This is a genomic window from Actinomadura montaniterrae (genome assembly GCF_008923365.1).
GTDB lineage: Bacteria > Actinomycetota > Actinomycetes > Streptosporangiales > Streptosporangiaceae > Spirillospora > Spirillospora montaniterrae.
Window position 1 is genome coordinate 14,939 of record NZ_WBMR01000130.1, and the last position, 12,082, is coordinate 27,020.

Annotated in this window: 15 protein-coding genes and 1 riboswitch; of the genes, 2 read left to right on the forward strand and 13 right to left on the reverse strand. The window is 69.7% G+C overall.

Going from position 1 to position 12,082, the window contains the following annotated elements; genetic code table 11:
- Window position 1: 1 nt before the first annotated feature.
- The 8 genes from F9B16_RS32965 to F9B16_RS51395 form a co-directional block, all read right to left on the reverse strand.
- On the reverse strand, window positions 2-868 hold the full coding sequence (locus F9B16_RS32965; protein ID WP_151544135.1) for a helix-turn-helix domain-containing protein: 867 nt from the start codon (window positions 866-868) through the stop codon (window positions 2-4).
- Window positions 865-1,119: a hypothetical protein gene (locus F9B16_RS32970; RefSeq protein WP_151544136.1), complete on the reverse strand. Its 255-nt coding sequence runs from the start codon at window positions 1,117-1,119 to the stop codon at window positions 865-867. The genes F9B16_RS32965 and F9B16_RS32970 overlap by 4 nt, the downstream gene beginning before the upstream one ends.
- Window positions 1,116-1,556, reverse strand: a complete 441-nt coding sequence (locus F9B16_RS32975; RefSeq protein WP_225992158.1) for an RRQRL motif-containing zinc-binding protein — start codon at window positions 1,554-1,556, stop codon at window positions 1,116-1,118. Before F9B16_RS32975 ends, F9B16_RS32970 begins: the two co-directional genes overlap by 4 nt.
- Window positions 1,553-1,825: a hypothetical protein gene (locus F9B16_RS32980; RefSeq protein ID WP_151544137.1), complete on the reverse strand. Its 273-nt coding sequence runs from the start codon at window positions 1,823-1,825 to the stop codon at window positions 1,553-1,555. The genes F9B16_RS32975 and F9B16_RS32980 overlap by 4 nt, the downstream gene beginning before the upstream one ends.
- A gap of 88 nt (window positions 1,826-1,913) precedes the next feature.
- Complete coding sequence (locus F9B16_RS32985; protein ID WP_151544138.1) at window positions 1,914-2,387, reverse strand: hypothetical protein; 474 nt, start codon at window positions 2,385-2,387, stop codon at window positions 1,914-1,916.
- A gap of 435 nt (window positions 2,388-2,822) precedes the next feature.
- Window positions 2,823-3,500 carry an NUDIX domain-containing protein gene (locus F9B16_RS32990; RefSeq protein WP_225992159.1) on the reverse strand — a complete coding sequence of 226 codons (678 nt, stop codon included), beginning with the start codon at window positions 3,498-3,500 and terminating at the stop codon, window positions 2,823-2,825.
- Window position 3,501: 1 nt separating this feature from the next.
- Complete coding sequence (locus F9B16_RS32995) at window positions 3,502-3,834, reverse strand: WhiB family transcriptional regulator (protein ID WP_192809107.1); 333 nt, start codon at window positions 3,832-3,834, stop codon at window positions 3,502-3,504.
- Between the two features lie 114 nt (window positions 3,835-3,948).
- The gene (locus tag F9B16_RS51395; protein ID WP_192809108.1) at window positions 3,949-4,092 is read right to left on the reverse strand and encodes a hypothetical protein; all 144 of its coding nucleotides are present in this window, start codon (window positions 4,090-4,092) and stop codon (window positions 3,949-3,951) included.
- A gap of 294 nt (window positions 4,093-4,386) precedes the next feature.
- Here F9B16_RS51395 and F9B16_RS33000 point away from each other — a divergent pair, with 294 nt between their 5' ends.
- Together F9B16_RS33000 and F9B16_RS33005 are read left to right on the forward strand one after the other, a co-directional pair.
- Entirely contained in the window at window positions 4,387-5,637 is a 1,251-nt protein-coding gene (locus tag F9B16_RS33000) for a coiled-coil domain-containing protein (protein ID WP_151544140.1), read from the forward strand.
- Window positions 5,634-6,266: a 2'-5' RNA ligase family protein gene (locus F9B16_RS33005; RefSeq protein WP_151544141.1), complete on the forward strand. Its 633-nt coding sequence runs from the start codon at window positions 5,634-5,636 to the stop codon at window positions 6,264-6,266. Before F9B16_RS33000 ends, F9B16_RS33005 begins: the two co-directional genes overlap by 4 nt.
- Here the strand turns inward: F9B16_RS33005 and F9B16_RS33010 are convergent.
- The 5 genes from F9B16_RS33010 to F9B16_RS33035 all read right to left on the reverse strand — a co-directional run bounded on the left by F9B16_RS33010 (window position 6,263) and on the right by F9B16_RS33035 (window position 11,667).
- Window positions 6,263-6,925, reverse strand: a complete 663-nt coding sequence (locus F9B16_RS33010; protein ID WP_151544142.1) for a GntR family transcriptional regulator — start codon at window positions 6,923-6,925, stop codon at window positions 6,263-6,265. The genes F9B16_RS33005 and F9B16_RS33010 overlap by 4 nt on opposite strands.
- Window positions 6,926-7,145: 220 nt before the next feature.
- On the reverse strand, window positions 7,146-7,895 hold the full coding sequence (locus F9B16_RS52990) for an ArsR/SmtB family transcription factor (RefSeq protein ID WP_225992162.1): 750 nt from the start codon (window positions 7,893-7,895) through the stop codon (window positions 7,146-7,148).
- Between the two features lie 7 nt (window positions 7,896-7,902).
- A complete protein-coding gene (locus F9B16_RS33025; protein WP_225992160.1) occupies window positions 7,903-10,014 on the reverse strand; it encodes a nuclease-related domain-containing DEAD/DEAH box helicase in 2,112 nt (703 codons plus the stop codon).
- 149 nt (window positions 10,015-10,163) lie between these two features.
- Entirely contained in the window at window positions 10,164-10,781 is a 618-nt protein-coding gene (locus tag F9B16_RS33030) for a hypothetical protein (RefSeq protein WP_151544143.1), read from the reverse strand.
- Window positions 10,782-10,965: 184 nt separating this feature from the next.
- The gene (locus F9B16_RS33035; protein WP_151544144.1) at window positions 10,966-11,667 is read right to left on the reverse strand and encodes a CHAP domain-containing protein; all 702 of its coding nucleotides are present in this window, start codon (window positions 11,665-11,667) and stop codon (window positions 10,966-10,968) included.
- A gap of 15 nt (window positions 11,668-11,682) precedes the next feature.
- Window positions 11,683-11,833, reverse strand: a riboswitch (cyclic di-AMP (ydaO/yuaA leader).
- Window positions 11,834-12,082: the final 249 nt, after the last annotated feature.

The following is a 12,082-nucleotide window of genomic DNA, read 5'->3' on the forward strand; positions in this document are numbered from 1 at the left end:
GTCAAAGCCCCCTCTCGGCGCGGTGCTGGGCGGCGAGCCGAGCGACGGTCCGGAGGCTGAGCCCCATGCGCGCGGCGATCTGCCGGTGGGTCAGCCCGGCGTCGGCCAGCTCGGCGAACGTGGCCAGCCGGGTCCGGGTGACATCTGCCGGGGTTCGGGCGGTGCCTTTGCTGGCGCGCAGTTCGGTGCGCCACAGCCGCGACGGGGTCTCGCCCTCGTGCCACAGGGCCAGGAAACGGCGGCGGGCGCATGACAGCCGCGCGGCGAACCCCTGGTAGCTGATGCCCAGCGCGTCCGCGGCAGCCTGATGGGTGCCGTACACGGCCAGGGCCTGCACCGCGGCGCGCTCACCGGGCGCCAGCCGCGGCCAGATCTGCCACAGCGCCATCCGGTCCACCGCGGTGTGCTCGGGGCTGGGGGTCGGCCGGATCACCGTGTCCCAGTAGACGGTGTGCCGGGGCGCCGGAGCGTAGGTGCGCTGCTGGACGCCGTGGTGGTGCAGTTCGGTGCGGTGGTGCCGGGCGATCGCCTTCTGCCCGGTGGTGATCAGGTCGGACGGGTCGGGCCGGTCGGCGGCGGTGTACAGGTGCTCGGCGATCGCCGACCACGCCAGCTCGAAGCGGTCCCGCGGGTCGATCGTCACGCCGAACACCCGGCGGGTGGCGAACTTGGCGAGCCGGTCCAGGTCGGCCAGGTTGTAGCCGTGCCGCAACGTGTGAACGTCGGCCACCGGCGCGGCCGAGGTGTCCGGCCGCGGGGTGTCGGGGTGCTGGATGCCGTTGGGGTCCGTGATCGGTTGGGTGGGACGGCCCTCGGCGGCGTGCGGGTTGGTGGCCGGTGCGCCGAGGTCGGTGGTGATGGTGGTCATTCCTCGTCCTCCAGGGCTCGGAGGGCGGCGGTGACCTTCGCGGCGGCGTAGGTGACGCCGCGTTCGATCCCCAGGTGGTAGGGGCAGCATCCGTGCTTGCGCATGGCGGGCAGGGCGTTGGCGGCCACGCAGGCGTCGCAGTCGTAGACGTCGGTGCTGAAGTTGAGCAGTTCGGCCAGCAACTCGACGGTGAAAGCCGCGCCGGTGCCGAGGGTCGGGGCGGTGCTGGGAGTCTGGGCGGGGGTGGTCATGCTGCGGTCACCTCCATGACGGCGGCGGGGCCGGCGGGGATGTCGATGGGCTTGTCAGTGGTGGGGGCGTCGGCGCAGTCCACGCAGGTGCCCAGGTGGCGCGGCAGGACGTATCCGGCGTCGCGTCCGCAGTCGGGGCAGATACGCCGGGCGGCCAGGGCTTTGGCGAGGGCGGCGCGCTGACGCTCGGTCGGGGTGCGCTTGGGCAGCGCCAGGCGGACGTCGTACAGGTAGGCGGCGCGGACCCCGCCACCCCCGCGGCGCGAGTTCCACAGCACCTGACCGGCGACGTCCTGACCGCCCGGCCGCAGACCCGCGGCGGCGAGCTGGCGGCGGGTGCGCAGGTGCGGCGGCGCCATCCGCCACGGCCACGTCGGGATGCCGAACCGGGCGCCGGCCGGGTCGAAGAACCGGGCGGAGCTGCGACCGCGGGTCATGGCGTCACACCTCCCGTGCGACTGACCGCGAACGCGGCGCGCTGGACGGTGACCAGGCACCAGCCGCCCTCGCGCAGCGACCGATAGGCCATCCGTCCGGCGGCCACCGTCAGCACGGCGGTCACCACGGCGGTGACCGCGATCGTCGGGAGGGGGTGGGCGGCCACCAGCACCGCGCCGGCGGCGCCCAGGCGGATCGGGGACAGGCACAGCCACCCCAGCCCGGCCACGGCGGCGAGCACGGCCAGGACCAACAGCAGGGCGGTCATCGGATGACCCCCAGTTCGGTCAGGGCGACGGCCAGGAAGTTGCCGATCAGCAGCCACCACGCGGCGAACCGGATCCACTCGCGCGCGCTCATGCCCACCCCTCCCCGGAGTCGGAGTCGTCGCCGGTGGCGTCGTTGGGGTCGGTGTCGGCGGGGATGCGGATGCCGAGGGGGGACAGCGCGTTGTGCGCGTCGGCCAGTGCGGCCGCGAACATCGAGGCGGCGCGGTTGCACCACTGCAGGGCCTCCACCGCCCTGGCCACCGCGGCGGCCGGGTCGGTGGGGAACGGGCCGTGCGAGACGGTGATCTCGCGCGTCGCGGCGATGACGGTCAGCCGGTCCTCCATCTGGCGGAACAGCTGGTCGGTCCCGGCCGCCGCGGTGCGCAGGCGGCCCGCGATGTCGTAGAGGGTGGACGGGTAGGGCGCGCCCGCCGCGGCGTTGTGCGGCAGGGTCGCGTAGTTCAGCACGCGCACCGCTTCGGTGATCGCGCCGGCCACGGCGAGGGTGTAGTCACCGCAGTGACCCCCGGCCGGGTTCGGCTCCAAAGTGATCGGGTCCATTCGGGTTTCCTCCAAGAGGCGGATCGAAGAGCTGGCGGCGGGTGAGGCGGCCCCGCACGGCGGCGGAGCCGCCCGGACGCGCCGTCAGCTCTTGCAGCACAGCGCCGCTTCGGCCGGGGTGTCGTAGCCGGTGCCGCAGGTCGGGCACTCGTTCCAGGTGCTCACCGCGGTCACTTCTTCTGGCCGGACTTGGCGTCGTAGGCGTCCCGGACGGACTTGGGCTCGCCGTTGGGCCAGGTCGAGGACTTGCCGCTGGTCGGGTTGTCGGCCATCGTGGAGATGCCTTCCTGTGAGGGAGGGAAGTCCCCGGGGCGCTCGGGCTTGGTCGCTGTGGGCGCTCCGGGGCACACACCGTGTGGTGTGCGGGTCCGGCGGATCTCTGCCGTTCCGTGAGCCGCTCCCCTGCGGGGTGGTGGGAAGCGGCCGGACGCAACGTCAGCCGTCCAGGGCCTGGGTGAGCATCGCGACGTGGGCGGCGAACACCTCGCCGTCGAAGTAGGTCGCCAGCGCCTCGGTCAGTTCGGCGTAGGAGTCGGCCGGCACCCAGGCGGCGCGGGCGGCGTCGTCGCCGCCGACCACGCGGGGGAAGGCGGGGCGGGCCAGCACGCCCAGGGACGCGTGGCACAGCACGGTCACCATCCACGCCTCATCGCTGGCGCGCGGGTCCGGGACGTAGCGGGCCGGGGTCGCCGTCCACGCCGCAGGGACGGTCAGGCCGGTCTCTTCGGCCAGCTCGCGGGCGGCGGCCTGCACCGGTGTCTCGCCGGGCTCGACGTGCCCGCCAGGGAGCGCCCAGCCGTGCCCGTCCGTGCGCTCCACCATCACGATCCAGCGGCGCCCGTCCCAGTAGTCGGTCACCGACACCAGCGCGTCGGCGGCCAGCGCCTCGCCCCAGTGGCCCAGTTCGTTGCGGCCGTAGCGCACCGCGGTCTTCTCGCACGGGTTCACCGGGCGGCCGTTGATCACGGCGAACGGGATCGCCGCGGCGGCTTGGCGCGCCGTCCAGTCGATCCGGGTCGGGTCGGTCTCCGGGTCGGCCCAGCCGTCGCGGACACCGGCGCCGAGCACGTCGGGGTGGGTGTAGGTCCGGGCGGTCATCTCAGCAGCGGTCATGTCAGGCGACCTCTTCCAGGTCAGGGGCGGACAGTTCAGAAGCAGACAGGGCGCGGGCCTCGCGGCGAAGCGCGGCCAGCTCGTAGGGCAGGAGCCCGGCCCACACGCCGTGGGCGGGCGGGATGCGCATCGCGTAGTCCAGGCACAGGTCCCAGACCGGGCAGGACTCGCACACCTCGCGTGCCACGTCCTGACGGGCGCGCCGGTCGGCGGCCGGCTCGTCCTCGAACGCGTCCGGACCCATGTGCAGGTCGGGGTCGAAGCGGCAGTGGCCGTGCGTGGCCAGCTCGTTCAGCAGGTCCGCCAGCGGCAGGACGACCGGGCGAACGGACATGGACACCTCCAGGTCAGAGACCGTGATCGGTCGGGGGTGCGGCCCTCGGCGGCGTGCGTGGTGACTGTGCGCCGCGGGCGGCTCGGGCGAGGGGTACGGGGCGGGCATCGCGGGTCAGCCGATCGCGCCCATGAACGCGAAGGCGCTGTCCATCAGGTGGTTGATGGCGTGCCCCGCTTCCACCGGGTTCTTGATCGCGTAGACCAGCGCGGCGATCGTCGCGATCGTCGGCCAGATCTTCTTCGTCTGCGGAACCACGATCAGCCTCCTGATTAGTCATCAGGTTCTATCTCTTATAGAACCTGTATACCTTGCGAGAGTCAAGCGATGCGGCATGTATCCGGAAGGTTCCGCTTGCCTTACCTCTCGCCCTGCCGACCTTGACGGGGTGCCTGGCCTGCAACATCAATGAGACCCGTCGGCGGCCGGATCCACCATGCACCCGCAGTGCACCGGCAATGCACTCCGATCACCGGGGCCGCCCAGACGGGTAGCCGTACGATGACGGCGACAGGCAGCACAGCCCCACGGCACACGCATGGAGTAGCAGCCATGGATGTGGTCGGCATCTGGCAAGGCAAGCACGCAAGCGCCTTACAGAGAGCTTTTCGGCTAACGAATGAGAAATTCGCCGAAAAACTCGGCATCGCCGTCCGGACAGTCGCCAAGTGGAACGCAAGCCCGGACCTTGAGCAGACACCCGAGATGCAACAGATTCTCGATACCGTCCTAAACCAGGCGCCAGACCAAGTAAAGGCTAGATTCGCCCAGATTGTTAGCACCTCAAGTAATCACACGACTGCACTCAACGAGCACCGGCAACAGTCAGATGACGTCGCAAGCCTAATCACCGAAATTACTTCCGGTGGAACGAGTAACGAGGCAATCAGCCAACTCGAAAACGCAACCATGGCTCTTGCCGACTCGCACACGCAAGTACCACCAAAGAAGGTCCTTGCGCAAGTTCTACGACTGCACCGGGAATCGCAGGACCTGTTGCGACGCACTCAACGGTTGAGCCAACGACGGACTTTGTACCGAGTAGAGTCAGAACTACTTGCTCACGCCTGTCTACTTTTCGGCGACCTAAAGCATGATGAGACTGCTAACCAGTATGGTGCAGCGGCGAGAGTTTATGCTCAGGAAGCAGGGACGAATCAAGCTCTTGCTTTGAGCGCCCTAGCCAAAACACTGAGATGGCAAGACCGCCTTATTGAATCAGCCGAGGCCGCCCGACAGGGATACGAGTGCAGCCCCGAGACCCCAATCCGGACCCAACTAGCCAGCCAAGAGGCGAATGCCGCCGCCCTATTAGGAGACTTCGGGCGGGCACGCGAGGCGCTAAAACGCGCGGAGAGCGCTGCAGAGGTTGTCGCGCCAGATTCAGGCAAGTCAGCGTGGTCATTTGCCACCGGCCGCCAAGCGCTATTCTCCCTCGCGGTCGCCACCGAGACCGGCGACGCCGAAGGCGCTCTGAGGGCGGCACAGATGGCAGATGCCGGATGGGCAGCCGGGGAACCATACGTACCGGCCAACTGGGCACAGATCAGGATCGGCGCCGGTATAGCCCACCTAATGCAAGGAGATCTAGACGGGGTGATCGAAGAAGTGACACCTACGCTGACACTCGCTCCGGAACGTCGAGTAGCGACAGTTACCGCGTACGCCGATAGGCTTGGGCGTCGGCTGAATCAGGCGAAGTACCGTAACGACAAAAGAGCACTGGAGCTGCGGGAACATCTTCGAGAGTTCAACGCAGCGGCCCTGTCAGAAGACGGCAACGAGAAGGAGAGCAGCGAATGAGTCCCTTGCCCACGATGATGCGAGACCGCTGGCAGAACCGACCCGAACCGGCGCACGGGCATGGCACGGTGTACTGGCATATGCTGTTCAAGGATCAACCGCAGGTGCAGGCAACAGCAAGAAAGGCACAGCGAGTACTCGCAGACTTCGGCGGGTTCCACATGACTCCGCCCGAATGGCTACACATGACGACACTCATCGCGGGCAGTACCGACGAACTATCGTCGGACCAGATGAAAGCCATGCTGGCAACGGCACAGCAACTGCTTTCCAAGGTCCAACCAATCAAGGTGCAACTCGGGCGCGTTCTGTATCACCCGGAAGCCATAATGCTCGGCGCCGAGCCCGCAGACGCACTAGCCCCCGTCCTCAGAGCCGCAAAGGAGGGCACGCGGGTAGCCACCGGCAAGGAAGGGCAGATGAACGGGTCCCTCCCTCAGTGGACTCCGCATATGACGATCTCCTACAGCACGTCTCAGCAACCCGCCGCCCCAATTATCGAGACGCTCGGTAAAGAGGTTCCTCCGTGCGACGTCACAATTAGCGCCCTAAGCCTGGTAATCCAGTGGGGGCCGGAACGGGAATGGGACTGGGAGCCCGTAGGAACTGCTCGGCTTGGTACACCCTAGGCAGAACCCCGGAGAACAGTTCGACCGATTCCAGGAACCCGTCCAATGAGCCCCTCGGACTCCAGGAGATCAAAGGCACGTCTTACCGTAATTCTGGCAACGCCGAATCGCTCGGCGAGGGCGAGTTCACCGGGCAGTCGCGCCCCTATTGCCCACTCCCCCGATCGAATACCCTCGCGAATGGCTGAGGCTGTTTCGCTGGTCCGTGTTGGCGGACCGTCCTCGGACATGACGAACCATCCACGGCCCGACACTCCGGTGACGGCGCCATCATTGGCAAGTTCCTGAAGGGCGCGCCGGACTGTTCCCGGCGAGACATCGAACCGCGCCGCCAAGAAGCTCTCTGTGCCGACCTGCTGACCTGGCCGCAGGGTGCCATCATCAATCTCAGCGCGTATTACCGCCGCAATTTGTTCGTAGCGTGCCAGCGAGCGAGGTGCCGAGCTGGACGACCGAACCGCACGCACCCGGCCGGCGCCCCCCTGAATCAGTCCCTTCTCCTCAAGGGCCACCAAAGCGCGGCGCGCGGTGGTCCTACTCACCCCGTACTCGCTCGCTAGGGCTGACTCGGACGGCACTGGCGCACCTGGCGCCAGGTCACCAGACCTGATCCGCTCTTGCAGGCCGTCAGCGATCTCTCGGAACCCTACGTTCGCCACAGCTCTCCGGCTCCCTCCCGCTCACCGTCTTTGTTACCGCATCCGCGTTGGTTCGGGGAGCGGCCCTCGGCGCCGCCGAAGGCGTTGCGGTTCGGGTTGCAGTCCGAGGGCGTCCAGCAACGCCCAGGGGCGTCCATGCACGGCGCTCACTTGGGGCGGTGGACACGTATGGACGATCTTGGACCAAAGATCCCGACCTCTTAATCCGCGGGTTCGGGGTTCAAGTCCCTGACGGCGCACCCGCAACGAACAGGGCGTACACCGTAGATCGGTGCACGCCCTTTCTCATGCCCACCCTCCCGGCACGTCGCGGGGGGTGGAGGCGACCCGTCCGATCAGGTGATTCGGGACGATCGCCTGCCTGAGGGAGGGGCCGAGCACCATCGTGGCGCCCATCCCCGCCCCGCAGACGGCGAGCGCGAGCCCGGCCCCGTACGGGTTCGGGGCGGCGGCGAGCGAGCAGCGCACTGCCCGCGGGCGGTCCGGCCAGGCCTGACGCGGCGGTCTGAGCGCCGCGCAGGCGGGAGTTGGCACGTTCGAGGAGGGCGGGGTCGCGGCCGAGATCAGACGGCGCCCGGTACTCGTCCGCCAGGGCCTGCAGCCGCTCCCCGAGCTCGGTGAACTGCTCGTCGGTGAGCCGCAGATGCGCCATCCGCACGTGCCTCTCGCCATCGGCGGGCGAGGCCTCCAGATCCGCCACCGCGTGGCGCATGAGCACGTCCGGCTGCCCCGGGCCGGGGTCCGGCAGCTCGATCGACCGCGCGGCCATCGCGTAGTACCGCTCGGTGACCCCCCTCACCTTCCGCGTTCGCACCACCCTCACCAGGCCGGCCCGCTCCAGCAGCCGCACGTGGTAGCTGGAGCTCCCCTTCGCCAGGCCCACCCGCTGGGCGATCTGCGTGATCGTCGCCGGCTCGAAGCGGAGCACGGCCATGATCCGGTGACGCGTGAGATTGGAGACGGCGCGCAGCTGCTCGTCAGCGGGGGGTGTTGGCGCGGGTCGAGCCGAGCCAGAGGAGGTCGCGTGCGCGGGTCATGGCGACGAACAGCTGCCGGCGGGCCAGCTCCGCGCGTTCCCGGGCGGCGGCGTCCGCGTCGGCGGCATCGGCCAGAGCGGCGTCGTGGTGGGGCAGGAACACGTACTTGAACTCCAGCCCCTTGGCCCGCCGGTACGTACCGAGCTTGACCGCGTCCACCGGCCGCCCGTCGTAGCCCTCGAGCCGGAGCACCGGGATGCCCGCGCGCGTGAGGAGCCGGTCGTAGCGGCCGATCTCCCTGCGCGACGGGCACAGCACCACTGCGCCGGCCCATGGGCTCGAACCGTCCGGCTCCTCGTCCGCCAGCGCCCGGATCGCCTCGACGAGCCTGCGGTCGTGCTCCTCCTCGTCCGCGGCGTCCACCCGGACGACCCGCCCCTCGTGGTACGTGAGGTCCACGGCGCGGCGGCCGTTCGGGCTCGGGCCGTCCAGATCGTCGAACGGGTCGCCGGACACCAGGTCCATCGCCGCCTCGAGGATCGCCGACGCGTTCCGGTAGTTGGTGCGCAGCACGGCACCCCGGCCCTTGATCGCGATGCCGGCGTCGGCGAGCCGGAACCCGCCCGGGTACACCGCCTGCTGCCCGTCGCCGATCAGCAGCAGCCCGTTCGGGCCGTCGCCCGCGAGGGCGTGCAGCAGCTTCACGCCGACGAGGGTGAGGTCCTGCACCTCGTCCACGATGACGGCCGAGTACGGCGGATCGGCGGGCCGCTCCTTCAGCTCCGCGAGGGCCGCCAGCAGGACGTCGTTGAAATCGCCGACGCCGCGCTCCTCACGCAGCAACTCGTACTCCTCGTAGAGGAGCCAGGCCGCCTCCCGGTGGACGGGCTGCAGCGCGGTCCGGCGGCCGTGCCGGGCCACGGTCCGGTACTCCTCCAGGGAGGTCAGCCCGCGTCCCTTGATGACGTGGTCGATCTCCTCGCGCCAGTAGCCGGGCATCGGGTCGATCTCAGCGAGCGCGCTGTCGCGGCCGATGGTCATCCAGGCGCGCGAGAACGCGTCGTCCGCGCGGGCCGCGTTCAGCGGCAGCTCGACGCCGCGGTCGGCGAGGAACCCCGTCGCCCAGCCGTGCAGGCTGGAGAACTCGACGCGGTCGGCGAACACCCCGGCCATCCGCTCGAACAACCGCCGCTGCACCCGCGGCAGGTTGTTGACGAAGGTGACGTAAAGGACGCGGTCCCGGCCGCGCCCGGCGAGATGGGCCGCGCGGTGCAGCCCGACGACGGTCTTGCCCGTCCCCGCCGGGCCGCTGATGCGCGCGGGCCCGTTCCAGTCCCGGCGGGCGATGGCCACCTGGTCCGGGTGCAGGAACGTCATCCACCGCTCGATCGGCGCGTGCAGGAGCGATTCCAGAGCGGCCTTCTCGACCTCTTCGGTCTCGAACAGGGCGGCGCCGTCGTCCGCCGCCGGGCCGGGGCCGCCGGTGCCGCCCTCCTTGAGCTCGGCGGGCTCGTAGGCGGGGAACGCCTCCGCCAGGTGCGCGCTGACGACCCCCACCAGCGCGGGCGTCAGCCGCCTCGGCTCGGCGATCAGCGCGTGGACGAGATCGGGATGGCCGAGCAGCCGGACCCGGCCCACGCGCGTGTCGATGCGGTGCCCGGCGAACGCCATGACCGGGACGAGCGCGACCGGCGACAGCCCCAGCGCCGCGACCTCCTCCTCGGCCGTCCGCGTCATCGCCAGCAGCTTGCGGATCTCCTCGTCGCGGGGCACCCCGCCGGCCGCCAGTCGGCCCCCGTCGACGACCGGGCGGTCGTGCCAGCGCTTGACGTCGATGACGAACACCCCGGCGGGCCCGACGAGGATCATGTCGATGTTCGCGGCGCGGGTCCCGGGCCAGCGGCGGTCGACGAGCAGCCGCCAGCCGACCGCGGTCAGCCCGACGAGCGTCGCGGCGACCGCCCGCTCGGCCTCGGCGGCGGCCTCCCAGCGTCCGGCCAGCCGGTACGCCTCGCGGGACCGCCGGGCCAGCTCGAGTGCCTGCTCGCGGGCCCGCCGCCCCCGCTCCCCTGCCGAACCGCCCGCCGCCATCGCCCCGCCTTCGCTCGGCATCCGGATCCCGCCAAGAAGTTACGCTCTTCCCCGATCAGCGGCAATTGTCGCCGGACGCGACGGACCCCGCTCTCGTCCGGGGACGGGAGCGGGGTCCGTGTTCGGGGGGACTGGGGGGCGTCTAGGAGGGGTTCGCCTGGGCGGGCGGGTTAGCCGAGGGGCTTGGGGGTGCCCTTGGTGCCGGCGCCGTGGCCCCAGGACAGGACCTGGTACTTGACGCCCTTGAGGTGGCCGACCGAGGTGCCGGTGTCGTACTTGGAGGCGGGCTTGTGGCCGTCGACCAGGGTGCGGAAGGTGTAGGTGTCCAGGTCGAGCATGACGCCGCGGTGCGAGGGCTCGCCGGGTCCGCGGTCGCCGACGAACCCGGTGACGCTGCGGCCCTGGTAGCTGACCTTGACCTTGGTGTTCATCGGCCAGCTCGGGCTGGCGAACAGGCCCTTTTGCATCGGCTTGCCGCTGGCCGGGGCGCCGGTGTCACCGTTGACGCCCGACCCGTCGTCCCAGAAGTAGGACGCGGTCGTGCTCCCCGACAGCACCGCACGGGTCTTCGAAGCAGTCCCCGCGGTCTTGCCGGTGGTGTGGCCGGTGGTGTGGTGGGTGGTCTTGGTGTCGTGCCCGGTCACCTGCTGGGAGGTGGCCGTGTGCGCCATCGGCTTGTCGGCCGGGGCGCCGTGGGCGCTCTCGACCGCCACACCCGCGACCAGCACACCCGCAAGCGCGGTACCGGTCAGGGCGGTCAGGGCGGTGTCGATGGCTCGCTGCTGCATGTTCATCCTTCGCTCGGTGGTCCCGCGCCCCGGGTCACGCCCGATCAGGGCATGAGAGGTCCAGCGCACGGCACGTGGCAGTGATCGCGCGGGGGATGCAAAAAGCAGGGGGAAAGGGGGAGCACCGCTAGGCGAGTGCCGGGGGGGAGGCGGGGGGATGGGGCTGTTGTGCGGCCCTGGAGGGTTACCGGTATTCGGGGTAGCCGTAGCCGGCGACGGTGGAGGTGTCGCGGACCTTCTGCTTGACGGCGTTGCCGGTGTTGCCCTCGATGGTGTTGATGGTGCCGTCGTGGTTGTCCTTCACCACGATCCCGACGTGGTCGATGCCCTTGATCCCGCCGCCGTTCCAGGCGAAGAACACCACCGCGCCCGGCTTGGGCGTCTGACCGAACCGGCCGGTCTTCTTGAACCACTGCGCGTGGCTGACGGTGTAGGCGTCGGCGCCCATGCCCTTGGCACCGGTGTTCTGACCCAGCCAGGACACGAACATGTCGCACCAGGACTGGCCCTTGTACACCGAGGCGCTCTTGGCACCGATCCGCTGCGCGTTCTGCTCACCCAGCGGCGAGTCGATGTACCAGTTGTTGAACTTGCTGTTGCCCGAGGCGTCCTCGTGCGTCCCGATCTGGGTCCGCGCCAGCTTGATCACGTCCTGCGCGGTCGCACCCGCCTTAGCACCCTTGGCATCGGCGCCGTTGGCGTCGACCTTGGACGCGGTGTCGGCCTTGGTGACGGCGGCGACGTGGGTGGTGGTGGCGGGCTTGGTGTCGGCGTGGGCGGAGGGGACCAGGGAGGCGAACCCGAACGCGCCGGCCGCAGTCAGCACGGCGCCGGCGGCGACGCGGGTACCGATGCGCTTGGTCATATCGAAGGTACGAGCGGTCATGAGAAGGGTTCTCCTGAGTTCTTCCAGTCCGCCTACCGGGTTAGCTGTCGGGTTCGGGCGTGGAAGTGGCCCTACCGCGGCCCCCGCTGCATGCGGGGGTGCGGATTCACCCCGGTGATTCGGTGGGTCCCCGGCTCCGCAGGCCTGTGAGCGGCCGGCCGTTGATCGGCACTGTGCGGACTCGGCGGAGGACAAGCCTGAGATCGGCCGTCCTGATGATCAGGGACTCGATGCGCCCTTCATGATCTGATCGGGCGCTCCGGACGGGCTTTCCCGTCGGTCACACATCCACAACAGGTTCAAGCGCCCCCATATTTCGTCAAGCACGCCCCAAGACCCCACCCGACCAGCAAAGACCACCCAAAACTCCCCCAACGCAAGGGCTGCAGCCCAGTTCACCCACCCCAAAAAAAGT

Coding starts and splice junctions, on each gene's coding strand:
- F9B16_RS32975 (WP_225992158.1), bottom strand. CDS start 1,556: ATGACCCGCGGTCGCAGCTCCGCCCGGTTCTTCGACCCGGCCGGCGCC.
- F9B16_RS33035 (WP_151544144.1), bottom strand. CDS start 11,667: ATGACCGCTCGTACCTTCGATATGACCAAGCGCATCGGTACCCGCGTC.
- F9B16_RS32970 (WP_151544136.1), bottom strand. CDS start 1,119: ATGACCACCCCCGCCCAGACTCCCAGCACCGCCCCGACCCTCGGCACC.
- F9B16_RS33005 (WP_151544141.1), top strand. CDS start 5,634: ATGAGTCCCTTGCCCACGATGATGCGAGACCGCTGGCAGAACCGACCC.
- F9B16_RS32980 (WP_151544137.1), bottom strand. CDS start 1,825: ATGACCGCCCTGCTGTTGGTCCTGGCCGTGCTCGCCGCCGTGGCCGGG.
- F9B16_RS32965 (WP_151544135.1), bottom strand. CDS start 868: ATGACCACCATCACCACCGACCTCGGCGCACCGGCCACCAACCCGCAC.
- F9B16_RS33030 (WP_151544143.1), bottom strand. CDS start 10,781: ATGCAGCAGCGAGCCATCGACACCGCCCTGACCGCCCTGACCGGTACC.
- F9B16_RS32985 (WP_151544138.1), bottom strand. CDS start 2,387: ATGGACCCGATCACTTTGGAGCCGAACCCGGCCGGGGGTCACTGCGGT.
- F9B16_RS32990 (WP_225992159.1), bottom strand. CDS start 3,500: ATGACCGCTGCTGAGATGACCGCCCGGACCTACACCCACCCCGACGTG.
- F9B16_RS33025 (WP_225992160.1), bottom strand. CDS start 10,014: ATGCCGAGCGAAGGCGGGGCGATGGCGGCGGGCGGTTCGGCAGGGGAG.
- F9B16_RS33000 (WP_151544140.1), top strand. CDS start 4,387: ATGGATGTGGTCGGCATCTGGCAAGGCAAGCACGCAAGCGCCTTACAG.
- F9B16_RS32995 (WP_192809107.1), bottom strand. CDS start 3,834: ATGTCCGTTCGCCCGGTCGTCCTGCCGCTGGCGGACCTGCTGAACGAG.